This window comes from Streptomyces seoulensis, from assembly GCF_004328625.1.
GTDB classification, from domain to species: domain Bacteria; phylum Actinomycetota; class Actinomycetes; order Streptomycetales; family Streptomycetaceae; genus Streptomyces; species Streptomyces seoulensis.
Map to the genome: position 1 here is coordinate 473,903 of NZ_CP032229.1, position 25,271 is coordinate 499,173.

The following is a 25,271-nucleotide window of genomic DNA, read 5'->3' on the forward strand; positions in this document are numbered from 1 at the left end:
GGGCCCGGTCAGCCCGGCCACACGCCCGTGGCCAGCAGCGATTCGATCGCGGCCGTGTACGGCCCGATGTCGAGGTTCTGCTCCTCCAGCCAGCTGTCCGAGTAGTACTTGTCCAGGTAGCGGTCGCCGGGGTCGCAGAGCAGGGTGACCACACTGCCGTTCCGGCCCTCGGCCACCATCTCGGACACGATCTTCAGCGAGCTCCACAGCCCGGTCCCGGTGGACCCGCCCGCCTTGCGGCCGAGCGCCCGCTCCAGCGCGCGTACGGCGGCCACGCTCGCGGCGTCCGGGACCTTCATCATGCGGTCGATCGCGCCGGGCACGAAGCTGGGCTCCATGCGCGGCCGCCCGATCCCCTCGATACGGGAGCCGCAGTCGTAGGTGACGTCCGGGTCGCCGGTGGTCCAGCCCTCGAAGAAGCAGGAGTTCTCGGGGTCGGCCACACAGACCCGGGTGTCGTGCTGGAGGTAGTGCACATAGCGGGCGAGGGTGGCGGAGGTGCCGCCGGTGCCGGCCGTGGCGACGATCCAGGTGGGCACCGGGTACCGCTCCAGCGCGAGCTGCCGGAAGATCGACTCGGCGATGTTGTTGTTGCCGCGCCAGTCGGTGGCGCGCTCGGCGTAGGTGAACTGGTCCATGAAGTGGCCGCCGGTCTCGGCCGCGAGCCGCGCGGACTCGGCGTACATGGTGCGCGGGTCGTCCACGAAGTGGCAGCGGCCGCCGTGGAACTCGATGAGCCGGCACTTCTCGGCGCTCGTGGTGCGCGGCATGACGGCGATGAACGGGACCCCGATCAGGGAGGCGAAGTACGCCTCGGAGACGGCGGTCGAGCCGCTGGACGCCTCGATCACCGGGCGGTCGGGACGGATCCAGCCGTTGCACAGGCCGTAGAGGAAGAGGGAGCGGGCGAGGCGGTGCTTGAGGCTGCCGGTCGGGTGGGTCGACTCGTCCTTGAGGTACAGGTCGATGCCCCATTCCTCGGGCAGCGGGAAGCGCAGCAGATGCGTGTCCGCCGAGCGGTTCGCATCCGCCTGGACCTTGCGCACGGCCTCTTTCAGCCAGTCCCGGTAGACGGCGTCACTGCGGTCGACATCGAGGGTGACGCCGGTCCGGGCCGGTGGGGTGGTGCTCACGGCGGGGCTCCTTACGCTGGGCGCCGACGACGCCCGGCGCGGTCGGCAGCCCGATCATAGGCATCAGTCGCACCGCTTCTCACCTGCATCAACGCATCTTTGAGCCACCCAAAGGCAGCCTGGGGCACACCCGTACGAGGGGGCGCGGGGGCGCATTGGCGCGAGTGCTGCGGCGCCACGTGCGCCCCGTCCGCGCGCACTGGTGCTCCCGTCCGCGCCGGGGCAGACTGCACCGCGTGGACCGGCCGCCACCCGGGGGCCGGTGGACGGTACGCGCGAGGGGGCGGTGCGGGATGGCGGAGCCGGAGTTCACGGCGAGAGGCGTGCGCATCGGCAAGGGGGTGCGCTCGCTGACGCGGGCGGGCCGGGTCCGGGTCGGCGACGGCAGGGTGGAGCTGCTCACCAGTGCGGGCAGCGAGATCGACAGCGCCCCCGTCGGGACCGTAAGGGCCTCCAGACCGTGGTTCGCCCCGCAGGACCGGGCGCAGGCCGAGCTGAACGGCCGGCGCTACCAGCTGACGCTCACCGAACGTGCCGCCGAGCCCGGTGAACCGGGGCCGCCCGCCGCCGGACGGTTCGTCGAAGCGGTGCGCCGCGCGGCCGGCCGGGGTGGCTGACCTGCGGGCCACCGTGGCGAGTTGCGGGAGGGCGGGCACTGCGGCACGCTGATCTCACGTCACTCTGGGTTTACCGGAGGTAACGCTGCGGACCAGCCCGTCGGCCTCGACGGCGGCGGTCACAGGGACGTCGGCGCCCTCCCGGATTTCCGTTGTTCTCCGTGTTCCTCCGGTCAATCCGGACCTCACACCGGGGAGTCGCAGCCGTGATCAGTTACCCGAACAGGCACTGCACGGTGGAGCTCCAAGCCCTGCCGTCGCGGATCGGCCAGGTCCGCAGAATCGTATCTGCGCAATTGCGCTACTGGCGTCTGGACCCCTTGATAGACCGGGCCGCGCTCGGTGTGACCGAGCTGCTCAGCAACGTCCACCGACATGCCCGGCCCGACAAGTCGTGCACCGTGGAGCTGGAGTTCCAGTCCGACCGGCTCACCGTCTCGGTCCGCGACCGCGATCCCCGTCTTCCCGTGGTGCCCGAGGGCGCCGACGCGTCGGACGCCGGACCGCTCGCCACCTGCGGGCGCGGGCTGGTGATGGTGGCCGCCGTCAGCGAGAGCTGGGGGTGCCGCCCGGACGGCGAGGACGGCAAGGTCGTGTGGTTCGCGCTGTCCGCGACCGCCGCCCCGGCCCCGCTTCCCATGGCGCCGAAGCCGCTCCGCGCGGCGGAGAAGCGGCCCGAGCCCGCCCAACTCACCGTCCAGCAACCGGTCCGCGCACCGGAGCCGGTCGTGGTCCACGCACCGGCACCCGAGCCTTCGGTGACACACGGTCCGGTCCGCTCCCCCGAGCCCGCCGTGGCCCACGCCCCGGTCGCCACCCCGGCACCGGAACCCGCTCTGGCCCACGCGGCACCCGAACCCGTGGCCCCTCAACCGGCCGAGCCCGTGGTGGTGGCCGTGGCTTCCGCGACGTCGGCCGTCCCCGGCTGACCGCACGGAACGCGTGCCCGGTACCGCGCCCGTGCGCCGTACCGGGCCACGCCGAGCCCTTCGCTACGCCCCGAAGAAGCGCCTCGCTGCCAACTCCAGGTAGGACGCCAACGGGCCGGGCCGCGAACGGAGTTCGGACAGCGAGCCGATCAACTCCACCCGGTCGAACTCGGGGTCCACCCCGGACGCGGTCTCGGTGCGCGCCAATTCCGCGTACCGCTCCCGCAGTTCGCGCGCGGGCCGCGGCGGGGCGGTGAAGAGGAACCCCAGGCTGCCCCGGGCGCCAAGGACGACCGGCCCCGGTACGAGCGCGTCGGCGGGGGTGTCCGAGCCGGTCTCCTCGGCCAGTTCACGCGCGGCGTGGGCGCGGAGCAGCTCCAAGTCCAACGCGCCCCCGTCACCCGGAGGTTCGAGCGTCCCGCCGGGTGGCTGCCACCGGCCGGGGGCGGAGGTGGTGGGCGACATCCGGCCCACCAGCAGACGCCCGTCGTCGCAGGGCTGGAGCACGGCAACGAACAGGGCCGCGACGGCCGGCGCGCCCGGCAGCCCGCGCAGGGCGCGGAACCGGTACGTCAGCCTCGTCCAGGAGACCGACAGGCCGCCCGCGCCGTCCCGTTCGTACCCGGCGAGCGCGGCCACCGGGCCGTCGAACAGGGTCGGGTTGGCGCGTACGGCGGCTGCCCAGCGGGCGTCCATCGTGGTGCGCTGGGCGGCGGTGAGACCGGGCGGGGCGGTCTCCTCGAAGCGGAGGCGGGAGACGTCCCACAGCTCCGCCGTCACCGCAGGACCGTCTTCCCTCACCGCAGCGCCGCGAGCGGGTCGTCGAGGACCGGCTGCCAGGCGAGTTCGGCGGCGCCGACCAGGCTGTCATGGTCCAGGGTGCACGGCAGGATGGGGACACTGCCGCTCTGTCCCCACAGGCTGCGCTCGGCGACGACCGCCCGCAGCCGCTCGGGGTCGGCGTTGAGCAGGCCCCGGTGCAGTCCGCCGAGGATGACGCGGTCGGGGTTGAGGATGTTCACCAGTCCGGCGAGCCCCAGTCCGAGCCGGTCGATCAGGGTCTCGGCGGCGGCGCGTACGGCGGGCTCGGCGTACCGGGTGCGCAGCAGGTCGTCGGCCTGGTCGAGGAGTGAGACCTCGGGGCCGGGATCGAGGCCGGCCTCCGTGAGCAGGGCGAGCGGGTCGGCCTCGACGTCGAGGCAGCCCCGGCTGCCGCAGTGGCAGACGCGGCCCTCGGGATTGACGGTGAGGTGGCCGACCTCCAGGGCGAGGCCCGAACTCCCGGTGTGCAGGCGGCCGTCGAGGACGAGGGCGCCGCCGACACCCCGGTGCCCGGTGGCCACGCACAGCAGGTGCCGGGCGCCCCGGCCCGCGCCGTGCCGGTGTTCGGCGAGCGCGGCGAGGTTGACGTCGTTGCCCGCGAAGGCGGGGCCGGTGATCCCGGCGGCGTGCACGAGGTCGGTGAAGATGCGGCGCACCGGCTCCCCGGCGGGCCAGGCCAGGTGGAGGGGGTTGAGGGCGAGCCCGTCGGGTTCGGCTACGGCGGACGGCACGGCGAGTCCGGCGCCCACGCAGCGGCGGCCGGTGGCGCGCAGCAGGTCGGCGCCCGCCTCCACCACCGCGCCGAGCACCTTGGCAGGGTCCGCGTCGACGGCCTCGCAGCCGGGCGTGGTCGCCACGATCCGTCCGCCGAGGCCGACCAGGGCGGCGCGGAAGCCGTCGGTGTGCACTTGCGCGGCCAGCGCGACGGGCCCGTTCTCGGCGACCTCCAGGCGGTGCGAGGGGCGGCCCTGGGAACCGGCGGGGGCGCTGGGGCGGGCGTCGACCCTGATCAGGCCGAGCGCCTCCAGTTCGGCGGCGACGGCACCGGCGGTGGCGCGGGTGACGCCGAGTTCGGCGGTGAGCACGGCGCGGGTCGGGGCGCGTCCGGTGTGCACCAGCTCGAGGGCGGGCCCGAGGGCACCGCGTCCCCGGTCCAGCCGCGCCCGTGAGATGGGTCCTGCCCCCGCCTTCCGGGGGTCCGCCATGCCGCTCATGGGGGCGAGTCTCGCATGATCCGCGCCGGTCGTGACCGGTCTCGTGACCCATGTGACACGGTCAATCACCGGAGGCGGCCAGGCCGCTCACCCGGAGGGTGATGTTGAGCCGACCGGTCAGGCCCAGCCAGGGCGGCGCGGTGCCGGGGAGCACGCGCGGGACGCCGTGGAAGGCGAGGCGGGAGGGGCCGCCGAAGACGAACAGGTCGCCGCTGCGCAGCTCCACGTCCGTGTAGGGGCGGGTGCGGGTCTCGGTGTTGCCGAAGCGGAAGACACAGGTGTCGCCCAGACTGAGGGAGACCACCGGGGCCGCGGAGCGTTCGTCGCCGTCGCGGTGCATGCCCATGCGGGCGTCGCCGTCGTAGAAGTTGATCAGGGCGATGTCGTAGGGGTCGCCGGGGACCGCTTCCGGGCCGAGGGCATCGGCGACCGCGTCCCGGGCCAGTTCGCCGAGCCAGGCCGGGAAGGGTTTGACGGGCGCGTGGTCGCCGTCGACGACGGTGCGGGCGTAGGCGTACGGGTACCAGTGCCAGCCGAGGCAGACCTGCCGGGCGGTCATCGTGCCGCCGCCGGGGGTGTGGACGGTGCGCAGTCCGGCCGGCGGGCGGGCCCATCCGCGGCAGGCGGTGAGCAGCGCGCGCTGCCGGTGCTCGTCCAGCCAGTGCGGGACGTGCACGGCGCCCGGTGCGGCTTCGGCCCGCTCCCGCGGGAAGAGTTCCACGTCCATGCGCCCCATCTTGCCGCAGGAGCGGCCGACCGGGCCTGAGCTGCGGCTCGGCTAGCCTGGGGGGCGATGAACGACCGCATGACGACTCCGTGGGGCGAGACCGAGCTGTCCCGTTTCCCCGATGATCCCCGCGACCGGCTGCGTGCCTGGGACGCCTCCGACGCCTATCTGCTGCGGCATCTGGCCGGGGAAGGGGTGGATCTGTCGGGCGAGGTGGTGGTGCTCGGCGACCGCTGGGGCGCGCTGGCGACGGCGCTCGCCGCACACCGGCCGACGCAGATCACCGAGTCCTTCCTGAGCCAGGAGGCCACGCGGGCCAACCTGGCGCGGGCCGGGGTCGGCCCCGGCACGGTACGGCTGCTGACCACGCAGGACCCGGTGCCGGAGCGGGTGGACGTGCTGCTGGTGCGGGTGCCCAAGAGCCTGGCGCTGCTGGAGGACCAGCTGCTGCGGCTGGCGCCCTCGGTGCACGCGGGGACGGTGGTGATCGGCACCGGCATGGTGAAGGAGATCCACACCTCCACGCTGAAGCTGTTCGAGCGGATTCTCGGGCCGACCCGCACCTCGCTGGCCGAGCAGAAGGCCCGGCTGATCTTCTGCACCCCGGACCCGTCGCTCGTCGCGCCGGTCAACCCCTGGCCGTACGGCTACACCCTGCCGGACGGGGTCGGGGCGGCGTCGGGGCGGCCGGTGGTCAATCACGCGGGTGTCTTCTGCGCCGACCGGCTGGACATCGGCACCCGGTTCTTCCTGGGGCACCTGCCGGAGACGCGCGGGCGCCGGGTGGTGGACCTCGGCTGCGGCAACGGCGTGGTGGGCACGGCGGTGGCGCTGGCCGACCCGGAGGCCGAGGTGCTGTTCGTGGACGAGTCGTTCCAGGCCGTGGCCTCGGCGGAGGCCACGTACAAGGCGAACGGGGTGCCGGGGCACGCCGAGTTCCGGGTCGGGGACGGGCTGGCCGGGGTGGCGTCCGGCAGTGTCGATCTGGTGCTGAACAACCCGCCGTTCCACTCCCACCAGGCCACCAGCGACGCCACGTCCTGGCGGATGTTCACCGGCGCCGAGCGCGCGCTGCGGCCGGGCGGCGAGCTGTGGGTGATCGGCAACCGGCATCTGGGCTACCACACGAAGCTGAAGCGGCTGTTCGGCAACTGCGAACTGGTGGCGAGCGACCCGAAGTTCGTGGTGCTGAAGGCGGTCAAGCAGGGCTGACGCCCAGTACGCGGATAATTCGGGCCACCTCCTCGGCCATGGCCGTGCGGCCGTCGGCGAGGTAGGTGCGCGGGTCGACCGTCCCGGGGTGCCGGCCGAGGTGGTCACGGACGGCCCGGGTGAGGGCCGTGTTGAGCGCGGTGCCGACGTTGACCTTGCCGATGCCGCCCTCCACCGCCCGCGCCAGCTCGTCGTCCGGCACGCCCGAGGAGCCGTGCAGCACCAGGGGTACGGCCAGTTCGGCGGAGAGCCGCTTGAGCAGGGCGTGGTCCAGGCCGGCGGTACGGGTGGTCATGGCGTGGGTGCTGCCGACGGCCACGGCCAGCGCGTCGACACCGGTCCGCGCGACGAAGTCCCGCGCCTCGGCGGGGTCGGTACGGGCTCCTGGGGCGTGGGCGTCCAGCGGGGGGCTGCCGGCCTTGCCGCCTATCTGGCCCAACTCGGCCTCGATCCAGAGACCTTGGGCGTGCGCCCAGTCGGCGGCCGCGAGCGTGGCGGCCAGGTTCTCGGCGTAGGGCAGGCGGGCGGCGTCGTACATCACCGAGCTGAACCCGGCGTCGGGGGCGCGACGCAGAAGGCCGTCGCTCTGGACGTGGTCGAGGTGCAACGCCACCGGGACGGCGGCCTGTTCGGCGGCGGAGACGGCGGCGTGGGCGAGCGGCTGGAGGTGGCCGTTCCTGAACTTAACCGCGTTCTCGCTCACTTGGAGCACGACGGGCGCTCCGGCCGCTTCGGCTCCCATGACGACGGCCTCGATGTGTTCGAGGGTGATGATGTTGAACGCGGCCACGGCGGTACGGAGTCGGGCTGCCCGGGTGATCAGTTCACCGGTGGTGGTGAGAGGCACGGCGACTGCTCCCTTCCGCGTTCAGGGGGTGAGGATCACCGAGCGGGTGAGGTGGCGGGGCCGGTCGGGGTCGAGCCCCCGCGCGGCGGCGACCGCCACGGCGAGACGCTGGACGCGGATCAGTTCGGCCAGCGGGTCGAGACCGCCCTCGATCCACAACGCGCCGGTCGCGCGCACCTGTTCGGCGAGCCCCTCGGGGGCCGGGCCGAGCGTCCAGGTCGCGGTGTCCTCGCCGCTGATACTGATCGGGCCGTGCCGGTACTCCATCGCCGGGTACGCCTCGGTCCAGGACAGCGACGCCTCGCGCATCTTCAGCGCCGCCTCGTTGGCCAGTCCCACGGTCCAGCCTTGGCCGAGGAAGGTGAACTCCCGCCGCTCCACCAGTCCTTCGGGCAGCGGGGCGGTGAGGGCCGCGCGGGCGTCGGTGACGGCGGCCGGGGTGTGCAGACCCAGGTGCGCGCGGAGCAGGGTGAGGGCGGAGGTGGCGAACCGGGTCTGCACGACGGAGCGTTCGTCGGCGAAGTCGAGGACCACCAGGCCGTCGGCGGCCTGCCGGATCGGTGTCTCCGGGTCGGCGGTGATCGCGGTGGTGCGTGCCGTGCCCTTCAACTGGGTCAGCAGGTCGAGCACTTCGGTGGTGGTGCCGGAGCGGGTGAGGGCGACGACCTGGTCGTAGGACCGGCCGCGCGGGAACTCCGAGGCGGCGAACGCGTCCGTCTCGCCCTGCCCGGCGCCCTCGCGCAGCGCGGCCACGGCCTGCGCCATGAAGTACGAGGTCCCGCAGCCGACGACCGCGACCCGCTCCCCCGGCACCGGAAGGGCCGCCCGGTGCGGGCCCGCCTCCCGCGCCGCCCGCTCCCAGCACTCCGGCTGGCTGCTCAGCTCGTCCTCGACATGGCTCATGCCACACCCCCCCCAGGCTGATCGTTCTTGCAAGATACGGGGGACTTTCGAGCACAATCAAGCATCGGGACGGAAATCACCGGTGCGTTAGGGTCGCCGGGAGATCACAGGAACGGAGACCCGATGGCGCGGGACACCCGCTGGCAGGCACTGCTCGAACTCCTCGCGGAGCGGGGCCGGCTGGACGTCGAGGAGGCGGCGGCCGAGCTGGCGGTGTCGGCGGCGACCATCCGCCGGGACCTCGACGGGCTGGCCGAGCAGCGGATGCTCGTACGGACGCGGGGCGGGGCGGTGGCGCACGGGGTGTCGTACGAGCTGCCGTTGCGCTACAAGACGGCCCGGCACGCCTCCGAGAAGCAGCGGATCGCGGCCGCGGTGGCGGAACTGGTGGCGCCGGGCGAGGCGGTGGGGCTGACCGGGGGCACGACGACCACGGAGGTGGCCCGCGCGCTGGCGGTACGCCCCGATCTGGCCGCCGGCTCACCCGCGTTGACCGTGGTCACCAACGCGCTCAACATCGCGGGGGAACTCGCCGTACGGCCGCAGTTCAAGATCGTGGTGACCGGCGGGGTCGCGCGTCCGCAGTCGTTCGAGCTGGTCGGGCCGCTCGCCGACGGGGTGCTCGGCGCGGTCACGCTGGACGTGGCGGTGCTCGGGGTGGGCGCCTTCGACCCGGTGCACGGCGCGGCGGCGCACGACGAGTCGGAGGCGGCGGTCAACCGGCTGCTCTGCGAGCGCGCGGAGCGGGTGGTGGTCGCGGCCGACTCCAGCAAGCTCCAACGGCGGGCGTTCGCCCGGATCTGCGGCCCGGAACCGGTGGACACCCTGGTGACGGACACCGCGGTCGCCCCGGAGACGGTGCGCCGGTTCGAGGAGGCGGGCGTGCGGGTGCTGGCGGTCTGAGCCCGCCGGAGCGGACAGGGGGTGCCGCCGGCTCAGGCGGCCGGCAGGCCCACGCTCACACCGAGCCGGGTCACGGCGTGCCGGAAGAAGCGCTCCCGGTCGAGCACCACCTGCTCGAACTGCCCGAACACCTCGAACCCGACCAGCCCGAACAGCTCCGCCCAGGCGGCGACCATGGCGGGCGCGGCCTCCACCGGCAGCTCGGGGGCGATGTCCGCCGCCATGCGCTCGGCCTCGGTCCGCAGCTCGGCGGGGAGTGCCAGGCCGGTGAGGCCGGGCCCCCGGTCGGCGTCGCGGACGACCCCGATCAGCACCATGGCCACCCGCGCGGCGGACGAGATGGTGGTGGCGGGGGCCGCGTATCCCGGTACCGGCGACCCGTAGATCAGGGCGTACTCGTGCGGGTGGGCCAGCGCCCATACCCGTACCGCCTCGCAGGCGACCGTCCAGCGGCGCATCAGCTCCCCCTCGGGGACGGCCGCGTGGGCGGTCTCGGCCGCCGCGCCGATCGCGTCGTAGGCGTCGATGATCAGCGCGGTCAGCAGGTCGTCGCGGCTGGGGAAGTAGCGGTACAGCGCGGAGGACACCATGCCCAGCTCGCGGGCCACCGCGCGCAGCGAGAGCTTCGACGCGCCCTCGGCGGCGAGCTGCCTGCGGGCCTCGTCCTTGATGGCCGCGGTGACCTCGGTCCTGGCCCGTGCGCGGGCGCCCTCTGCGGTGCTCATGCCGGTCAGTGTGCCATTACGGAGCAGTGCACACAAAGCAGAGCACTGCTCTTGCGCGAGAGCACTGATCTCGGCACACTGGAACCAGAAGCGAGAGCACCGCTCTCCCGAACCCCTGGGGGTCGTCATGTCGTCCGCGCCGTACTACCTGAAGGCAAGCCCGCTCGGCACGTGGTTCAACGGGCTGGTCGGCAAGCTGGCCCGCCTCGGTGTCAGCCTGGCGGGCAGTGCGGAGCTGTCGGTGCGCGGCCGCAGGAGCGGCGAGATGCAGCGCATCCCGGTCAACCCGCACACCTACGAGGGCGAGCGGTACCTCGTCTCGGCGCGCGGACACTCCCAGTGGGTGCGCAACATGCGTGTGGCGCACGGCGGTGAGCTGCGGGTCGGCCGGAAGGTGCGGCCGTTTCGCGCGGTGGAGCTGCCGGACGCGGAGAAGCTGCCGATACTGCGGACCTACCTGGAGCGCTGGGGCTGGCAGGTCGACAAGTTCTTCGCCGGGGTGACCGCGAGCAGCCCCGACGCGGAGATCCTCGCGGCCGCCTCCGACCACCCGGTGTTCCGGATCACCGTCACGGACTGACGGTGATCCGGACTGACGGTGCTCACCGTCACGGACTGACGGTGTCCCCCTGCTCCGGGCGCTCCGGCTGTTCCTCCTGCTCCGGCCGGTTCTCCGGCACGGTCCGCCCCCGGTCCAGCGCGGCCAGCGCCCGCTGGGCGAGCGGACGGGACCTGACCATCTCCCCCAGCGTCGTCGCACCGGTGGTGATGTCCCGGAACGCCTTCCACGCGGGCCGGAACCCGGTGATCCCGGCGTGGAAGACACCGGGACGGCGCTCGAAGGCGGCCAGCAGCCGCTTGCCGACGCTCATCTCCACGCCGAGCCCCGCCTTGATGGCGAAGGCGTAGTTCAGGGCCTGCCGGCGGGTGTCGACCGCGTCGTGGGCCTCGGCGATCCGTACCGCCCACTCACCCGCCAGGCGCCCGGAGCGCAGCGCGAAGGAGATGCCCTCACGGGTCCAGGGCTCCAGCAGACCGGCCGCGTCCCCGCAGACCAGCACCCGGCCGCGGGAGAGCGGGGAGTCGTCGGCGCGGCAGCGGGTCAAGTGCCCGGAGGAGATGCTCGGTTCGAAGCCGGCGAGGCCCAGCCGGGCGATGAAGTCCTCCAAGTACCGCTTGGTGGCGGCCCCTTCGCCGCGCGCGGAGATCACGCCGACGGTGAGCGTGTCGCCCTTGGGGAAGACCCAGCCGTAACTGCCGGGCAGCGGGCCCCAGTCGATGAGGACGCGGCCCTGCCAGTCCTCGGCGACGGTGTCCGGCACCGGGATCTCGGCCTCCAGGCCGAGGTCGACCTGGTCGAGCTTGACCCCGACATGGGCTCCTATGCGGCTGGCGCTGCCGTCCGCGCCGACGACCGCGTGGGCCAGTACCGTCTCGCCGTTCTGCAGGACCACGGCGACGGTGCGCCGGTCGGGGACGGCCGAGCCGTGCTGCTCGACGCGCTGCACGGTGACGCCGGTGCGCACCTCGGCGCCCGCCTTCTGGGCGTGCTCCACCAGCCGCTGGTCGAACTCGGGCCGGTTGATCAGCCCGAACAGCATCTGCCGGGAGCGGCGGGTCCGGGTGAAGCGGCCGTTGTGGGAGAAGGTGACGGCGTGCACCCGGTCTCTGAAGGGGAGTTCGAAGCCGGGCGGGAGCGCGTCGCGGGAGGGGCCGATGATGCCGCCGCCGCACGTCTTGTAGCGGGGCAGTTCCGCCTTCTCCAGGATCAGCACCCGGCGGCCGGCGACGGCCGCCGCGTAGGCCGCCGAGGCGCCCGCGGGTCCCGCGCCGACCACGACGACGTCCCAGACCCGCCGCTCATCCTCCGCCGAAGTGTTCTCGCCGCTCACGATGGTCCATCGCTCCGATCAAGCCGCTGCCGCTCCCCCGGTGCACCGCTGACACGGGGCGGGGGACCCCCATGTCCCACGCATCCTACGGCGGGTCCCCGGCGTGGGCCGCTGTGGGAGGATCGGTGTATTCCAGCAGTTCAACGTCGTACCCCACGAGGAGCCGTGCCCATGTCGTCGAATCCGGTCGCCGAGACCGTCGCCTCGCTGATGCCCCGCGCCAAGGCGGAGCTGGCCGAGCTGGTCGCCTTCAGGTCGGTGGCGGACTTCGAGCAGTTCCCGAAGAGCGAGAGCGAGGGCGCCGCGAACTGGATCGCGGACGCGCTCACCGCCGAGGGCTTCACCGACGTGGCGCTCCTGGACACCCCCGACGGCACCCAGTCGGTGTACGGCTACCTGCCCGGCCCCGAGGGCGCGAAGACCGTGCTGCTCTACGCCCACTACGACGTGCAGCCCCCGCTGGACGAGGCCGGCTGGACCACGCCCCCGTTCGAGCTGACCGAGCGGGACGGCCGCTGGTACGGGCGCGGCGCGGCCGACTGCAAGGGCGGCCTGATCATGCACCTGCTGGCGCTGCGCGCGCTGAAGGCGAACGGCGGGGTGCCGGTCAACGTCAAGGTGATCGCGGAGGGTTCGGAGGAGCAGGGCACGGGCGGCCTGGAGCGGTACGCGGAGGCGCACCCCGAGCTGCTGACGGCGGACACCATCGTGATCGGCGACACCGGCAACTTCCGGGTGGGCCTGCCGACGGCGACCACCACTCTGCGCGGTATGACGATGCTCCGGGTCCAGGTCGACACCCTGGCCGGGAACCTGCACTCGGGCCAGTTCGGCGGCGCCGCCCCGGACGCGCTCGCGGCGCTGATCCGTCTGCTGGACTCGCTGCGCGCCGAGGACGGTTCGACCACGGTGGACGGCCTCACGGCCGACGCCCGCTGGGAGGGCCTGGAGTACGGCGAGGAGCAGTTCCGCTCGGACGCCAAGGTGCTGGACGGCGTGGAGCTGATCGGTGACGGTTCGGTGGCCGACCGCCTGTGGGCGCGTCCGGCCGTGACGGTCGTCGGCATCGACTGCCCGCCGGTCGTGGGCGCCACCCCGTCCGTGCAGGCCGCCGCCCGGGCGCAGATCAGCCTCCGGGTGCCGCCGGGCGTGGACGCCGCCGAGGCGACCAAGCTGCTCACCGCCCACCTGGAGGCCCACGCGCCGTGGGGCGCGCGGGTGAGCGTCGAGCAGGTCGGCCAGGGCCAGCCCTTCCGCGCCGACACCACGAGCCCCGCCTACCAGGCGATGGCCGACGCGATGGCGGCCGCCTACCCCGGCGAGACCATGCAGTACGCGGGCCAGGGCGGCTCGATCCCGCTCTGCAACACCCTCGCCGGTCTCTACCCCGACGCCGAGATCCTGCTCATCGGCCTGAGCGAGCCCGAGGCCCAGATCCACGCGGTCAACGAGAGCGTCTCCCCCGAGGAGCTGGAGCGCCTCTCGGTCGCGGAGGCCCTGTTCCTGAACAAGTACGCGGCGAACTGAGCGAGTTGACGACGGTGCGCCCGCCCGTGGGAGTGTGCGCACCGTCGTCGAGTGCGCGTCAGCCCACCGGCACCCCCGCCTCCAGGTACAGCGCCGCGCCGCGTTCGCGGGCTCTCAGCGCCCAGCGGAGGCGTTCGTAGCGGACCGGGGGGAGCATGGTGGCGGCCTCGCGTTCGGTGGCGAAGCGCCAGGCGCGCAGTTCGGGGCCGGGCAGCAGCACACGGGCGGCCTCGTCGGGGGCGAGGCGGCCGCCGTCGAAGAGCAGGCGGAGTCCGCCGTGGCCGGGCGGGGCGGGACGCTCCCAGTCGACCACCAGCAGGCGGGGCACCTCGCGCAGCCGGATGCCGACCTCCTCGGCGACCTCGCGCATCCCGGCGCGGGCCGGGGCCTCCCCCCGCTCGACCACCCCGCCGGGGAACTCCCAGCCCGGCTTGTAGGTCGGGTCGACCAGCAGCACCCGGTCCTCCGCGTCGAAGAGCAGCACCCCGGCGGCCAGCGTCTCCCCGGCCGGCTCGGGCGTCTGCACGATCTCGCACGGCCGGGCCGCCCCGCTCCCCACGGCCTCGGTGATCCGGACGGCGCTCTGGTACGGCGTGAGCCCGCTGGTGTCGACGGGGTACGCGTCGGCCGTGAGCCAGGAGGCGAGGGCCGCGCGGTAGGGCTCGATGTGGTCGTAGGCCCACTGCCGCTCGCGCATCTCGGCGTCCGGAACGCCCGGCGAGGGCTCCCGCCCGGCGATCCGCTGGCGCAAAATCGTTTCGGCCGGGGCGAGCAGCAGATGGCGCACGGAGATCCGGCGGGCGGCGAGGCCGCCGAAGATCTCGTCGCGGTACTCCTGGCGCAGCAGGGTCATGGGGACCACCAGGGTCCCGCCCAGCTCGGCGTGGAGCGCGGCGGCGGTGTCGATCACCAGGCGGCGCCAGATCGGCAGGTTCTGGAAGTCGTCGACCTCGGCGAGGCGCTTGGCCGGCAGCAGGCGCGGGAGCGCGGCGCCGATCAGCTCGGGGTCGAAGATCGTGCTGTTCGGGATCAGTTCGATCAATTCCCGTGCGGTCGTGGTCTTGCCCGCACCGAACGCGCCGTTGATCCAGACGACGGTCACGGTTCCCCCTCTTCTGTTGGCCCCCTGGGGCTTGCCCGTTCCACCCTGTCACGGAAACCACGCGCAGTTGAGGGCGCACAGCACGGTGCCGGGACCCCTGGGGCGGGGTCCCGGCACGGTGCCGGCGGCCGGTTCCGGCCGTTACTGGCCGAGCGCGCCCTCGTCCACGTCGAAGCTGTCCTGGCTCACGATGTGGTCGACGGTGCTCAGGGTGTCGTCCACCTTGAGGTCGCTGAGCCCGGCGTTCTCGGCGGCGTGCGACGGGGTGAGGGCGGCCACCACGAATCCGGTGGCGAGGCTGGCGATGGCGAGCATGCTGCGCTTCTTCATGCCGTGATCAACTGCTTGATGGCCCGAGGGGTCACGCGGTACGGGTTTCGGCCAGCCGAACCACCAGGACCGAACAGATCCGTCCTACCCCTTCCAACAGACTCGGACACGTCCTACCGTGATCGCGCACCGGTGCCCCGTCCCTGTCCGCCGCGAGCCGGAGGAACGCCGACGATGCGTCACCCTCGTCCCCGCACGCACCGCATCCGAACAGCCGCACTGCTCCTGACGACCCTGCTGAGCACGGGCGGTCTCGCCGCCCCTGCCACGGCCGCGCCCCCTCCCCGGGCCCCCGCCGAGGGCCTGGCGCCCACCCCGCCGATGGGCTTCAACAACTGGAACTCCACGCACTGCCGGGCCGAGTTCAACGAGGACATGGTCAAGGGCATCGCCGACCTCTTCGTGACCAAGGGCCTCAAGGACGCGGGGTACCAGTACGTCAACCTCGACGACTGCTGGGCACTCCCCCAGCGGAACGCCGACGGCAAGCTCGTCCCGGACCCGGCCCGCTTCCCGCACGGCATCTCGGCGGTCGCGGACTATGTGCACGCCAAGGGCCTCAAACTCGGCATCTACACCAGCGCGGGCACCAAGACCTGCGACGGCGCGGGCTTCCCGGGCGCGCTGGGCCACGAGGAGAGCGACGCCCGGCAGTTCGCCGACTGGGGCGTGGACTACCTGAAGTACGACAACTGCAACAACCAGGGCGTGGACGCCCAGCAGCGCTACCGCACCATGCGCGACGCCCTCAGGGCCACCGGGCGCCCGATCGTCTACAGCATCTGCGAGTGGGGCGAGAACAAGCCCTGGGAGTGGGCCGCCGGCGTGGGCCAGCTCTGGCGCACCACCGGCGACATCAGCGACAGCTGGGGCTCGATGCTTTCCATCCTCAAGCAGAACCTCCCCCTCGCCCCCTACGCCGGTCCCGGCCACTGGAACGACCCCGACATGCTGGAGGTCGGCAACGGCGGGATGACCGACACCGAGTACCGCTCCCACTTCTCGCTCTGGTCGGTCATGGCGGCGCCGCTGCTCATCGGCACCGATCTGCGCACCGCCTCCCCCGCCACCCTGGACATCCTGGGCAACAAGGAGGTCATCGCGGTCGACCAGGACCCGCTGGGCAAGCAGGGCACGGTGATCTCCAGCGAGGCGGGGCGCTGGGTGGTCGCCAAGGAGATGGCCGACGGCAGCCGCGCGGTAGCCCTGTTCAACGAGTCCGGGACCGCGCAGCGCGTCGCCACCAGCGCCGCCGCCGTGGGCCTGCCCCGCGCCGCCGGCTACACCCAGCGCGACCTCTGGCAGCACCGGGACACCAACACGGCCGGCACCATCGCGGCCACCGTCCCGGCCCACGGCACCGTGCTGCTCCGGGTGTCGGCCGACGGCCACTGGGCGGAACACCCGCCCGCCGTCGAACTCGGCCTTGACGAGGCGCCGTTCGTCGAGCGGGACACCCCGGCCACGCTCACCACGACCGTCACCGGCCTGGGCCGCACCCCGGCCCGCGAGGTCTCGGCCGCGCTGACCGGCCCGGAGGGGTGGACCGTACGCGCCCTGTCCCCCGCCACCAGGGCGAGCCTCCCCAACGGGGGTTCCCTGCGCACCCGTTGGCGGGTGACCGCGCCGCCCGGTACGCCCGTCGGGTCGTACGTCCTCTCGCTGCGCGTGCGGTACCGCTCGCCCGCCGGGGAGCGGGTGACGAGTGAGCTGCCGGTGAGCGCGTCCGTGGTGGTGCCGCCGCCTGCCGGGACCTCGTACCTGAGCGACCTGCCGTGGCTCTCGGCGGTCAGCGGGTGGGGTCCGGTGGAGCGGGACACCAGCAACGGCGAGGACGCGGCGGGCGACGGCTCCCCGCTCACCATCGGCTCCACGGTGTACGCCAAGGGGCTCGGGGTGCACGCGGTCAGCGAGGTCGCGTACTACACCGGGCGGCACTGCTCGACGGTCACCGCCGAGGTGGGCGTGGACGACGAGAAGGGCGCGAAGGGCAGCGTGGCGTTCGAGATCTGGGCGGACGGGGTGAAGGCCGCCTCGACGGGCGTACTGACCAACGCCGATCCGGCCGAGCCGCTCAGCGCCGATGTCAGCGGCGCGCGGGTGGTGCGGCTGGTCGTCACCGACGGGGGCGACGGGATCGACTCCGACCACGCGGACTGGGCGGACGCCCGGCTTGGCTGCTGAACCGGCCGTGGCCACGGGGGTGTTGGCCCCGTGGCCACGCGCGTCCGTCAGACTCCGGCGGCGGTGGTGTCCGGCCGGAGGGCGAGCGCGGCCGCGGCGGCGCCGACCAGGCCGGCGTCGGTGCCCATCTGGGCGGGCACGACGGTGAGCCGCTGGACGAAGGAGAGGGTGGCGTAGTCCGCCAGGGCCTTGCGTAGCGGGGCGAAGAGCACGTCGCCCGCCTTGCCGACACCGCCGCCGATCACCGCGATGTCGATCTCGACCAGGGTCGCGGTCGCCGCGATCCCGGCCGCGAGGGCCTGCGCGGCCCGCTCGAAGGAGGCCACGGCGACCGGGTCGCCCCGGCGGGCCGCGTCCGCCACGGCGGCGGCGGAGGTGTCGCCGTCCGGGCCGGGCAGCCAGCCGTCGGCCAGGGCGCGGCGGGCGATGTTGGGGCCGCTGGCCAGGCCCTCCACGCAGCCGCGCGCGCCGCACGGGCAGGGCTCGCCGTCCAGGTCGACGCTGATGTGGCCGATGTGACCGGCGTTGCCGGTGGGGCCCGGGTGCAGCCGGCCGCCGAGGACCAGGCCACCGCCGACGCCGGTGGAGACCACCATGCAGAGGGCGTTGTCATGGCCGCGCGCGGCGCCCTGCCAGTGTTCGGCGGCGGTGATGGCGACGCCGTCGCCGATCAGCTCGACCGGCAGGCCGCCGGTGGCCGCGCGTACCCGCTCGACCAGCGGGAAGCCGCGCCAGCCCGGCACGTTGACCGGGCTCACGGTGCCCGCCGAGGTGTCCACCGGACCGGCGCTGCCGATGCCGAGCACGGAGGCGCGTCCCCACAGCGGCGAGGCCGCGAGGTCGCCGAGCACCTGCTCGACGGCCTGCATGACCGTTTCGCCATCCTGCCGCGCGGGCGTCGCGCGCTGGGTGCGCGCCTGAATCCGGCCATGGCCGTCCACCAGCGCACCGGCGATCTTGGTACCGCCGATGTCCAGGGCCGCCACGAGGTCGGTGTGCATCTGAGTCTGGTCTCCCCGTCGAGCCGTCGGTTGGTTTCGGTGGGCCTCCCCGGCCTGGTCGCGGTGGGGGCGCGGGCCGGAACGGCGGTGGACAGTCTCTCTCGCACCTGACAACGTTGTCCAGGCTCTATGCTCGACGCCACATGCTTGTACCGGCCTTTGATTCCCCGCACCGACCCGTCACACCCGCGCCACCCCCGGACAACAGGACAGGACACCGCACCGTGCCCGAGACCACCCGCCGAGCAGACCGCGCCAACGGCAGCCGTTACGGCAACCGGCCCACCATGAAGGACGTGGCCGCGCGGGCCGGGGTCGGCCTGAAGACGGTGTCCCGGGTGGTCAACGGCGAGCCGGGGGTCACTCCGGACACCGAGCGGCGGGTGCGGGAGGCGATCGAGGCGCTGGGCTTCCGGCGCAACGACAGCGCGCGGGTGCTGCGCAAGGGCCGTACCGCGAGCATCGGCCTGGTGCTGGAGGACCTCGCGGACCCGTTCTACGGGCCGCTCAGCCGGGCCGTCGAGGAGGTGGCCCGCGCGCACGGGGCGCTGCTGATCAACGGGTCCAGCGCGGAGGACCCGGAGCGGGAGCAGGAGCTGGCGCTCGCGCTGTGCGCGCGGCGGGTGGACGGTCTGGTGGTGATCCCGGCCGGGGACGACCACCGTTATCTGGAGCCGGAGATCCGGGCGGGCGTGGCCACGGTGTTCGTGGACCGGCCGGCCGGGGGCATCGACGCGGACGTGGTCCTGTCGGACAACTTCGGCGGCGCCCGTGACGGGGTCGCGCATCTGATCGCGCACGGCCACCGCCGGATCGGCTTCATCGGCGACATGCCCCGCATCCACACGGCCGCCGAGCGGCTGCGCGGCTACCGGGCGGCGATGGAAGACGCGGGGATACCGGTCGCGGAGGGCTGGATGTCGCTGGGGGCGACCGATCCGGAGCGGGTGCGGCGGGCCACCGAGGAGATGCTCTCCGGGCCCGACCGGGTCACCGCCGTCTTCACCGGCAACAACCGGGTGACGGTCACCGTGATCCGGGTCCTGGCCGAGTACGACCGGCCGGTCGCCCTCGTCGGGTTCGACGACTTCGAGCTGGCCGACCTGCTCCAGCCGGGCGTGACGGTGGTCGCGCAGGACGCGGCCGCGCTCGGCCGCACCGCCGCCGACCGCCTCTTCCAGCGCCTCGACGGCGCCCCCGGCACGCCGGAACGCCTGGAACTGCCGACCCGGCTGATCACGCGGGGCTCGGGCGAGCTGCCCCCGGCGGACTGAGAGGGCTACTGGGGCCTGAGGGCGGCCAGGTTCTCCAGTTCGGCCCGGCTGAGCCCGCTCGCGGCCGTCACCTCGGCGCTGTCCAGGGCGCCGCAGTGCAGGCCCCTCAGCAGGTAGCCGCTCAGCGCCCGTGCGGTGGCGGGCTCGTCCAGCACGTCGCCCTGGGCGCGGGCGGTGTAGGCGGCGAGGCGGGCGGCGGCCTGGGCGAACCCCTCGCGGTAGAAGGCGAAGACGGCCGCGTACCGGGTCGGGAGATGGCCGGGGTGCATGTCCCAGCCCTGGTGGTAGGCGCGGGCCAGGGCGCGACGGGTGAGCCGGTGGTGCAGCCGCCAGGCGTCGTGGACCTGCGCGGTGGGTCCGACCGGCAGCACGTTGGTGGAGCCGTCCGAGACGCGTACGCCGGTGCCGGCGGCCGCGACCTGCATCACCGCCTTGGCGTGGTCGGCTGCGGGGTGGTCGGGGGCCTGGTGGGCGGCGGAGACGCCGAGGGCGGCGCTGTAGTCGAAGGTGCCGTAGTGCAGTCCGGTGGCCCGCCCTCCGGCCGCCTGGATCATGCGGGCGACGGTGGCGGTGCCGTCCGTGGCGAGGATCGCCTGGCTGGTCTCGATCTGGATCTCGAAGCCGAGCCGCCCGGACTCCAGCCCGTGCACCCGCTCGAAGGCGTCCAGCACATGCGCGAACGCCGCGACCTGCTCGGCGTACGTCACCTTCGGCAGGGTCAGGTTCAGCCCCTCGGGCAGTCCGCCGGCCGCCAGCAGCCCGGTGAGGAAGACGTCGAGGGTACGGACGCCCCGCTCGCGCACCCCCGCCTCCATGCACTTCACCCGCACCCCGAGGTACGGGGGCGAGTCCTCGGCGAGCAGCCGGGCGGCGCGGGCGGCGTGCTCGTCCTCCTCGGCGTCCGGGCGGTGCCCGTACCCGTCCTCGAAATCGACCCGCAGGTCTTCCACGGGCTCGCGCTCCAGCTTGGCCCGGACCCGCTCGTACACCGGCCCGGCGAGTCCCCCGTCCAGCCCGAGCACGGCCCCGAACGAGTCCGCGTCCGGGGCGTGTTCGTCGAGCGCGGCGAGCGCCCGGTCACCCCACTCGCGCACGGTCCCGGCGCCGAACACGTCTCCCGGCACATACACGGTGTGCACGGGCTGACGTGTGCCGGGATCGCCGGGATAACGGAGCGCCAACTCGGCGTCGACAGGCGCGAGAAGCCCGTCGACCTCCTTGCCGACCCCCGCGCCGAGACTCGTCCGCACCCGCTCCTGCCGACCCATGCCCCACCCTCCGGCCTCGACGAACCCGTCCAGGGACGCTATCCAGGGCGATTCCGGCGGGTCAACACACCCCGCCACCCGTAGGGGCCGCCGGGTGTCCGCTCGTACCGAGGGACGGCACCGGGGCAGGCCCGCGCGCTGCTGCACGCCCTGCTGGGCATCCCGCTCGGCGCGCTCTCCCTCGTCGCGTCGGTGTGGAGCTGCTGTTCGTAGCCCGTGGCGTGCTGTACGTGCTGGTGGACCGGGGCCCTACGACCATTGCTGGGGCGGGCCGATGCGGGGCGGGGCGTGGCCGGCGCACTCCGCGCTGGGGCTGCCCGTCGCGGCGGCCGGGCCGGCCCTGCTGTGGTGCGTCGCGTATCTGGACGACCGGCTCGGGGCGCGGTTCGTGCGCGGTGAGCGGACCGGCGCCTGGGTACTGTCCGCTGCGCTGCTCGCGTGCGGCGCCGGGGCGGTGTTCGTGGTGGCGTGCGCGCACCAGCTCTGAACCCCGGGCCGTCGCAAGGCGCCCGGAACAGGGCGAGGCCCCCGGGACCGTGTGGGTTCCGGGGGCCTCGTTCGGCGTCGGAGGGGTCAGCCCTTGCGGGTCTTGACTTCCTCGGTGAGCTGGGGGACGACCTCGAAGAGGTCGCCGACCACGCCGTAGTCGACCAGGTCGAAGATCGGGGCCTCGGGGTCCTTGTTGACCGCGACGATCGTCTTCGACGTCTGCATGCCCGCGCGGTGCTGGATCGCGCCGGAGATGCCGTTGGCGATGTACAGCTGCGGCGAGACCGACTTGCCGGTCTGGCCGACCTGGTTGGTGTGCGGGTACCAGCCGGCGTCCACGGCGGCACGCGAGGCGCCGACAGCGGCGCCGAGCGAGTCGGCGAGGGCCTCGATCAGCGCGAAGTTGTCCGCGCCGTTGACGCCACGGCCACCGGAGACCACGATCGCGGCCTCGGTCAGCTCCGGGCGGCCCGTCGACTCGCGCGGGGTGCGGCCGGTGACCTTGGTGCCGGTCGCCTTGTCCGAGAAGGTCACCGACAGCGCCTCGGCGGCACCGGCGGCCGGGGCGGCCTCCACGGCGGCCGAGTTCGGCTTGACCGTGATGACCGGGACGCCCTTGGTGACCTGGGACTTGGTGGTGTACGACGCGGCGAACACCGACTGGGTGGCGACGGGACCCTCGGCCCCGGCCTCGATGTCGACGGCGTCGGTGATCAGACCGGAGCCGATGCGCAGCGCCAGACGGGCGGCGATCTCCTTGCCCTCGGCGGAGGACGGGACCAGCACGGCGGCCGGGGAGACGGCCTCGACGGCGGCCTGGAGCGCGTCGACCTTGGGGACGACCAGGTAGTCGGCGTACTCGGACGCGTCGTCGGTGAGTACCTTCACCGCGCCGTGCTCGGCGAGGGCGGCGACGGTGTCGGCGGCGCCGTTGCCCAGGGCGACGGCGACGGGCTCGCCGATGCGGCGGGCCAGCGTCAGCAGCTCCAGGGTGGGCTTGCGGACGGCACCGTCCACGTGGTCGACGTAGACGAGGACTTCAGCCATGGGATTGCTCTCCTGCGTAACGAAGTTGAGGGGCGGTCGGCGGGGTGCGGGTCCTTAGATGAACTTCTGGCCCGCGAGGTACTCGGCGAGCTGCTTGCCGCCCTCGCCCTCGTCCTTGACGATCGTGCCCGCGGTGCGCGCCGGGCGCTCGGTCGCGGTCTCGACCTTGGTCCACGCGCCCTCGAGGCCGACCTCCTCCGCCTCGATGTCGAGGTCGGACAGGTCCCAGGACTCCACCGGCTTCTTCTTGGCCGCCATGATGCCCTTGAACGAGGGGTAACGCGCCTCGCCCGACTGGTCCGTCACGGAGATCACGGCCGGCAGCGAAGCCTCCAGCTGCTCGGAGGCGGCGTCGCCGTCACGGCGGCCCTTGACGGTGCCGTCCTCGACCGAGACCTCGGACAGCAGCGTCACCTGCGGCACACCGAGACGCTCGGCGACCAGCGCCGGGACGACACCCATGGTGCCGTCGGTGGAGGCCATGCCGGAGATCACCAGGTCGAAGCCGGCCTTCTCGATGGCCTTGGCCAGCACCAGCGAGGTGCCCAGCGCGTCCGTGCCGTGCAGGTCGTCGTCCTCGACGTGGATCGCCTTGTCGGCACCCATCGAGAGCGCCTTGCGCAGCGCGTCCTTCGCGTCCTCGGGGCCGACGGTCAGCACGGTGACCTCGGCGTCGTCCGCCTCGTCCGCGATCTGAAGAGCCTGCTCCACCGCGTACTCGTCGAGTTCGGAGAGCAGACCGTCCACGTCGTCGCGGTCGACGGTCAGGTCATCGGCGAAGTGCCGGTCGCCAGTGGCGTCGGGCACGTACTTCACAGTGACAACGATCCTCAAGCTCACGCCGGCTCTCCTACTGCATCGTCTTTTCCGGGCTGCCTCTTGAAGTGCAGCATAGGCGCCTCAAGCGGCTGATCCCGCTCGGGGCGTCGGTGCGCTCCGACCGAAATATTACTCACCAGTACATCCAGTTCATGCCCGCTAAGCAAGCGCTTTGAACTGTGACCTTCGCAACGCAGCGTAACCGGAACTCGACGGCACCGCGGAGCCGGGGCCCAACCCGCTCAGTCCCGCAGGGCGTTGAAGCGTCCCTGGTGATAGAGCAGCGGGCGGCCGTCGCCGGAGGGATCGCCGAGCAGCACTTCGGCGAGCACGATCCGGTGGTCCCCGGCCGGTACCCGGCCCACGATCCGGCACACCAGCCAGGCGAGCACGTCGTCCAGCACGGGCACGCCCCCGGGCCCCTCGCGCCACGCGGTGGACGCCCCGAAACGGTCGGCGCCGCTGCGGGCGAAGGTGGCCGCCAGCTCGCTCTGGTGCTCGGCGAGCAGGTGCACGCCGACGTGGTCGGTGCGCTCGATGGCAGGCCAGCTCGACCCGCCGGTGCCTATGCCGAAGGAGATCATCGGGGGCTCGGCGGAGACGGAGCTGAGCGAGGTGGCGGTGAAGCCGACCGGGCCGTGCTCGCCGCGCGCGGTGATCACCGCGACACCGGCCGCGTGCCGGCGGAAGACGGAACGCAGCAGGTCCGGAGAGGCGGGCTGCCGGGAACCGAGGCCGTAAGTGGCCGTCATGAGGTCGTCCTTCTGCTGACGGGGGCGAGCTGGTGGGGTCCGGTGCTGTTCAACGGCCCCGGCAGCGGGCGCTCCCGAGGCGGGCCGGGCCGCGGGCGGCGGCCGGTCCGGCGAGAAGGTGTTCGATCGGCACCGGGCCAGGCTGACGACCGACGGCGGGCGCAGTCAAGTCGCCGCCGGTGCGCCCGGGAGCGCTCAGCCATCGTGCCGCCCCCGCACGGCCTCGCCCAGCGCGGCGATGACATCGGCCCTGCGCGGCTGCCCCTGGGCCCGCCGCACGACCGCGCCGCCGGCGTCGAGGACGAGCACGGTGGGGGTCTTCAGGATGCCGAGTTCGCGGACGAGCTCCAGCCGGGCCTCCGCGTCGATCTCGACATGGGCGACACCGGGCACCATCCGGGCGACCTCGGCGAGGGTGCGCCGGGTGGCCCGGCAGGGCGCGCAGAAGGCGGAGGAGAACTGCACGAGGGTGGCCCGCTCCCCCGGTTCGCCGCCGAGGTCGGCCGCCGTCAGCCGCCGTACGTCGTCCGCCCCGCGCACCTGTGTCCTCCGCCCTGCCGCCACCGCGGCACCGCTCGTCCGATCCGTCCTCAACACCAGCACATCGAGGGCCGAATGGATTCCCCGCCTCCGAAAGAGTGGGTCGAGGGCGGACGTGACGAGGATCTCGCCGCCACCGGGCACCAGGACTGGTCACCCGCCCGTTCTTGGGGCACGATCTGCGAGAGCCGTAAACCTACGGCTCCGTAACTTCCCGCCGGGAGCCCCCTTTCCCGAGCAGAGCAGAAAGGGACCACCCCGAACATGGCAGAACTGGTCTACCGTCCCGTCGTCGGTCTCGCCAAGACGATGTTCAAGGTCTGGGACCTCAAGATCGACTGCCAGGGGTCGGAGAACATCCCGCGTACCGGCGGCGCCGTCCTGGTGAGCAATCACATCAGCTACCTGGACTTCATCTTCAACGGTCTGGCCGCGCTGCCGCAGAAGCGCCTGGTGCGCTTCATGGCCAAGGAGTCGGTGTTCCGGCACAAGGTGTCGGGTCCGCTGATGCGCGGCATGAAGCACATCCCGGTCGACCGCGAGCAGGGCGAGACGGCGTACGCGCACGCGCTGGCGTCGCTGCGCGCCGGGGAGATCGTCGGGGTGTTCCCCGAGGCGACGATCTCGCAGTCCTTCACGCTGAAGGGCTTCAAGTCCGGTGCCGCGCGCCTGGCGCAGGAGGCGGGCGTCCCGCTGGTGCCGATGGCGCTGTGGGGCACCCAGCGGCTGTGGACCAAGGGCCAGCCGCGCAACTTCAAGCGCAGCCACACCCCGGTCACCATGCGGGTCGGCGAGGCGCTGGAGGCGTCGCGCGAGCAGTACGCGGGCGCGATCACCCGCCGGCTGCGTGAGCGCGTCCAGGAGCTGCTGGACGCGGCCCAGCGTGCCTACCCGGCCCGCCCGAGGGGCGCCGAGGACTCCTGGTGGCTCCCCGCCCACCTGGGCGGCACGGCCCCGACGAACGAGCAGCTGCGCGCGGCCGAGGCCCACTGAGACGACGACGGCCCGGCCGGA

The 25,271-nt window shown here is 73.4% G+C and carries 26 protein-coding genes; 10 read left to right on the top strand and 16 right to left on the bottom strand.

Going from position 1 to position 25,271, the window contains the following annotated elements:
* Positions 1 to 8: 8 nt before the first annotated feature.
* Positions 9 to 1,133, bottom strand: a complete 1,125-nt coding sequence (gene cds1, locus D0Z67_RS02165; protein ID WP_031180370.1) for an L-cysteine desulfhydrase Cds1 — start codon at positions 1,131 to 1,133, stop codon at positions 9 to 11.
* Positions 1,134 to 1,426: 293 nt separating this feature from the next.
* On the opposite strand from cds1, the gene D0Z67_RS02170 reads away from it, so the two are divergent.
* Positions 1,427 to 1,750 carry a hypothetical protein gene (locus tag D0Z67_RS02170; protein ID WP_031180369.1) on the top strand — a complete coding sequence of 108 codons (324 nt, stop codon included), beginning with the start codon at positions 1,427 to 1,429 and terminating at the stop codon, positions 1,748 to 1,750.
* 296 nt (positions 1,751 to 2,046) lie between these two features.
* Positions 2,047 to 2,679, top strand: a complete 633-nt coding sequence (locus tag D0Z67_RS30535; RefSeq protein WP_382847270.1) for an ATP-binding protein — start codon at positions 2,047 to 2,049, stop codon at positions 2,677 to 2,679.
* 63 nt (positions 2,680 to 2,742) lie between these two features.
* On the opposite strand, the gene D0Z67_RS02180 is transcribed toward D0Z67_RS30535, so the two are convergent.
* The 3 genes from D0Z67_RS02180 to D0Z67_RS02190 form a co-directional block, all read right to left on the bottom strand.
* Entirely contained in the window at positions 2,743 to 3,459 is a 717-nt protein-coding gene (locus D0Z67_RS02180; RefSeq protein WP_031180367.1) for an NUDIX domain-containing protein, read from the bottom strand.
* A gap of 17 nt (positions 3,460 to 3,476) precedes the next feature.
* On the bottom strand, positions 3,477 to 4,715 hold the full coding sequence (locus D0Z67_RS02185; RefSeq protein WP_031180366.1) for an ROK family protein: 1,239 nt from the start codon (positions 4,713 to 4,715) through the stop codon (positions 3,477 to 3,479).
* 61 nt (positions 4,716 to 4,776) lie between these two features.
* Positions 4,777 to 5,442, bottom strand: a complete 666-nt coding sequence (locus D0Z67_RS02190; RefSeq protein WP_031180365.1) for an alpha-ketoglutarate-dependent dioxygenase AlkB family protein — start codon at positions 5,440 to 5,442, stop codon at positions 4,777 to 4,779.
* Positions 5,443 to 5,520: 78 nt separating this feature from the next.
* On the opposite strand from D0Z67_RS02190, the gene D0Z67_RS02195 reads away from it, so the two are divergent.
* Positions 5,521 to 6,654: a methyltransferase gene (locus tag D0Z67_RS02195; RefSeq protein WP_031180364.1), complete on the top strand. Its 1,134-nt coding sequence runs from the start codon at positions 5,521 to 5,523 to the stop codon at positions 6,652 to 6,654.
* Here D0Z67_RS02195 and D0Z67_RS02200 read toward each other — a convergent pair.
* Together D0Z67_RS02200 and D0Z67_RS02205 are read right to left on the bottom strand one after the other, a co-directional pair.
* Positions 6,641 to 7,501, bottom strand: coding sequence for a class II fructose-bisphosphate aldolase (locus D0Z67_RS02200; RefSeq protein ID WP_031180363.1), 861 nt, complete (start codon positions 7,499 to 7,501; stop codon positions 6,641 to 6,643). The two genes, D0Z67_RS02195 and D0Z67_RS02200, sit on opposite strands and share 14 nt — an antisense overlap.
* Before the next feature lie 21 nt (positions 7,502 to 7,522).
* On the bottom strand, positions 7,523 to 8,404 hold the full coding sequence (locus D0Z67_RS02205) for an SIS domain-containing protein (RefSeq protein ID WP_031180362.1): 882 nt from the start codon (positions 8,402 to 8,404) through the stop codon (positions 7,523 to 7,525).
* Positions 8,405 to 8,527: 123 nt separating this feature from the next.
* On the opposite strand from D0Z67_RS02205, the gene D0Z67_RS02210 reads away from it, so the two are divergent.
* Entirely contained in the window at positions 8,528 to 9,307 is a 780-nt protein-coding gene (locus D0Z67_RS02210; RefSeq protein WP_031180361.1) for a DeoR/GlpR family DNA-binding transcription regulator, read from the top strand.
* A 32-nt stretch (positions 9,308 to 9,339) separates the two neighbouring features.
* Here D0Z67_RS02210 and D0Z67_RS02215 read toward each other — a convergent pair whose 3' ends face one another.
* Positions 9,340 to 10,032 carry a TetR/AcrR family transcriptional regulator gene (locus tag D0Z67_RS02215; RefSeq protein WP_031180360.1) on the bottom strand — a complete coding sequence of 231 codons (693 nt, stop codon included), beginning with the start codon at positions 10,030 to 10,032 and terminating at the stop codon, positions 9,340 to 9,342.
* 127 nt (positions 10,033 to 10,159) lie between these two features.
* Here D0Z67_RS02215 and D0Z67_RS02220 point away from each other — a divergent pair, with 127 nt between their 5' ends.
* The gene (locus D0Z67_RS02220) at positions 10,160 to 10,612 is read left to right on the top strand and encodes a nitroreductase/quinone reductase family protein (protein ID WP_031180359.1); all 453 of its coding nucleotides are present in this window, start codon (positions 10,160 to 10,162) and stop codon (positions 10,610 to 10,612) included.
* A 28-nt stretch (positions 10,613 to 10,640) separates the two neighbouring features.
* Here D0Z67_RS02220 and D0Z67_RS02225 read toward each other — a convergent pair whose 3' ends face one another.
* A complete protein-coding gene (locus D0Z67_RS02225; RefSeq protein ID WP_078873154.1) occupies positions 10,641 to 11,924 on the bottom strand; it encodes a geranylgeranyl reductase family protein in 1,284 nt (427 codons plus the stop codon).
* A 171-nt stretch (positions 11,925 to 12,095) separates the two neighbouring features.
* Between D0Z67_RS02225 and D0Z67_RS02230 the strand changes: the two genes are divergently transcribed.
* The gene (locus tag D0Z67_RS02230) at positions 12,096 to 13,451 is read left to right on the top strand and encodes a dipeptidase (protein ID WP_031180357.1); all 1,356 of its coding nucleotides are present in this window, start codon (positions 12,096 to 12,098) and stop codon (positions 13,449 to 13,451) included.
* 58 nt (positions 13,452 to 13,509) lie between these two features.
* Here D0Z67_RS02230 and D0Z67_RS02235 read toward each other — a convergent pair whose 3' ends face one another.
* Together D0Z67_RS02235 and D0Z67_RS02240 are read right to left on the bottom strand one after the other, a co-directional pair.
* Positions 13,510 to 14,553, bottom strand: a complete 1,044-nt coding sequence (locus D0Z67_RS02235; protein ID WP_031180356.1) for an NUDIX hydrolase — start codon at positions 14,551 to 14,553, stop codon at positions 13,510 to 13,512.
* A gap of 141 nt (positions 14,554 to 14,694) precedes the next feature.
* Positions 14,695 to 14,883, bottom strand: coding sequence for a hypothetical protein (locus D0Z67_RS02240; RefSeq protein ID WP_031180355.1), 189 nt, complete (start codon positions 14,881 to 14,883; stop codon positions 14,695 to 14,697).
* 174 nt (positions 14,884 to 15,057) lie between these two features.
* Here D0Z67_RS02240 and D0Z67_RS02245 point away from each other — a divergent pair, with 174 nt between their 5' ends.
* Complete coding sequence (locus tag D0Z67_RS02245; RefSeq protein WP_051887537.1) at positions 15,058 to 17,067, top strand: NPCBM/NEW2 domain-containing protein; 2,010 nt, start codon at positions 15,058 to 15,060, stop codon at positions 17,065 to 17,067.
* A 47-nt stretch (positions 17,068 to 17,114) separates the two neighbouring features.
* Here D0Z67_RS02245 and D0Z67_RS02250 read toward each other — a convergent pair whose 3' ends face one another.
* Positions 17,115 to 18,068, bottom strand: a complete 954-nt coding sequence (locus D0Z67_RS02250; RefSeq protein WP_031180353.1) for an ROK family protein — start codon at positions 18,066 to 18,068, stop codon at positions 17,115 to 17,117.
* 224 nt (positions 18,069 to 18,292) lie between these two features.
* Between D0Z67_RS02250 and D0Z67_RS02255 the strand changes: the two genes are divergently transcribed.
* Positions 18,293 to 19,342, top strand: coding sequence for a LacI family DNA-binding transcriptional regulator (locus tag D0Z67_RS02255; protein WP_031180352.1), 1,050 nt, complete (start codon positions 18,293 to 18,295; stop codon positions 19,340 to 19,342).
* A 5-nt stretch (positions 19,343 to 19,347) separates the two neighbouring features.
* Here the strand turns inward: D0Z67_RS02255 and D0Z67_RS02260 are convergent, their stop codons facing one another.
* Complete coding sequence (locus D0Z67_RS02260) at positions 19,348 to 20,610, bottom strand: DUF6986 family protein (RefSeq protein WP_031180351.1); 1,263 nt, start codon at positions 20,608 to 20,610, stop codon at positions 19,348 to 19,350.
* Positions 20,611 to 20,884: 274 nt separating this feature from the next.
* On the opposite strand from D0Z67_RS02260, the gene D0Z67_RS02265 reads away from it, so the two are divergent.
* Positions 20,885 to 21,097, top strand: a complete 213-nt coding sequence (locus tag D0Z67_RS02265) for a hypothetical protein (protein WP_031180350.1) — start codon at positions 20,885 to 20,887, stop codon at positions 21,095 to 21,097.
* An 86-nt stretch (positions 21,098 to 21,183) separates the two neighbouring features.
* On the opposite strand, the gene D0Z67_RS02270 is transcribed toward D0Z67_RS02265, so the two are convergent.
* The 4 genes from D0Z67_RS02270 to D0Z67_RS02285 all read right to left on the bottom strand — a co-directional run bounded on the left by D0Z67_RS02270 (position 21,184) and on the right by D0Z67_RS02285 (position 24,281).
* The gene (locus D0Z67_RS02270) at positions 21,184 to 22,146 is read right to left on the bottom strand and encodes an electron transfer flavoprotein subunit alpha/FixB family protein (protein WP_031180349.1); all 963 of its coding nucleotides are present in this window, start codon (positions 22,144 to 22,146) and stop codon (positions 21,184 to 21,186) included.
* A 54-nt stretch (positions 22,147 to 22,200) separates the two neighbouring features.
* On the bottom strand, positions 22,201 to 22,986 hold the full coding sequence (locus D0Z67_RS02275) for an electron transfer flavoprotein subunit beta/FixA family protein (RefSeq protein WP_031180348.1): 786 nt from the start codon (positions 22,984 to 22,986) through the stop codon (positions 22,201 to 22,203).
* Positions 22,987 to 23,207: 221 nt separating this feature from the next.
* Positions 23,208 to 23,717, bottom strand: a complete 510-nt coding sequence (locus D0Z67_RS02280; protein WP_031180347.1) for a flavin reductase family protein — start codon at positions 23,715 to 23,717, stop codon at positions 23,208 to 23,210.
* A 195-nt stretch (positions 23,718 to 23,912) separates the two neighbouring features.
* Positions 23,913 to 24,281 (bottom strand): TlpA family protein disulfide reductase, encoded by a 369-nt coding sequence (locus tag D0Z67_RS02285; RefSeq protein WP_234312672.1) that lies wholly within the window; start codon positions 24,279 to 24,281, stop codon positions 23,913 to 23,915.
* A gap of 240 nt (positions 24,282 to 24,521) precedes the next feature.
* On the opposite strand from D0Z67_RS02285, the gene D0Z67_RS02290 reads away from it, so the two are divergent.
* On the top strand, positions 24,522 to 25,250 hold the full coding sequence (locus tag D0Z67_RS02290; protein ID WP_031180345.1) for a lysophospholipid acyltransferase family protein: 729 nt from the start codon (positions 24,522 to 24,524) through the stop codon (positions 25,248 to 25,250).
* The last annotated feature ends 21 nt before the right edge of the window (positions 25,251 to 25,271 follow it).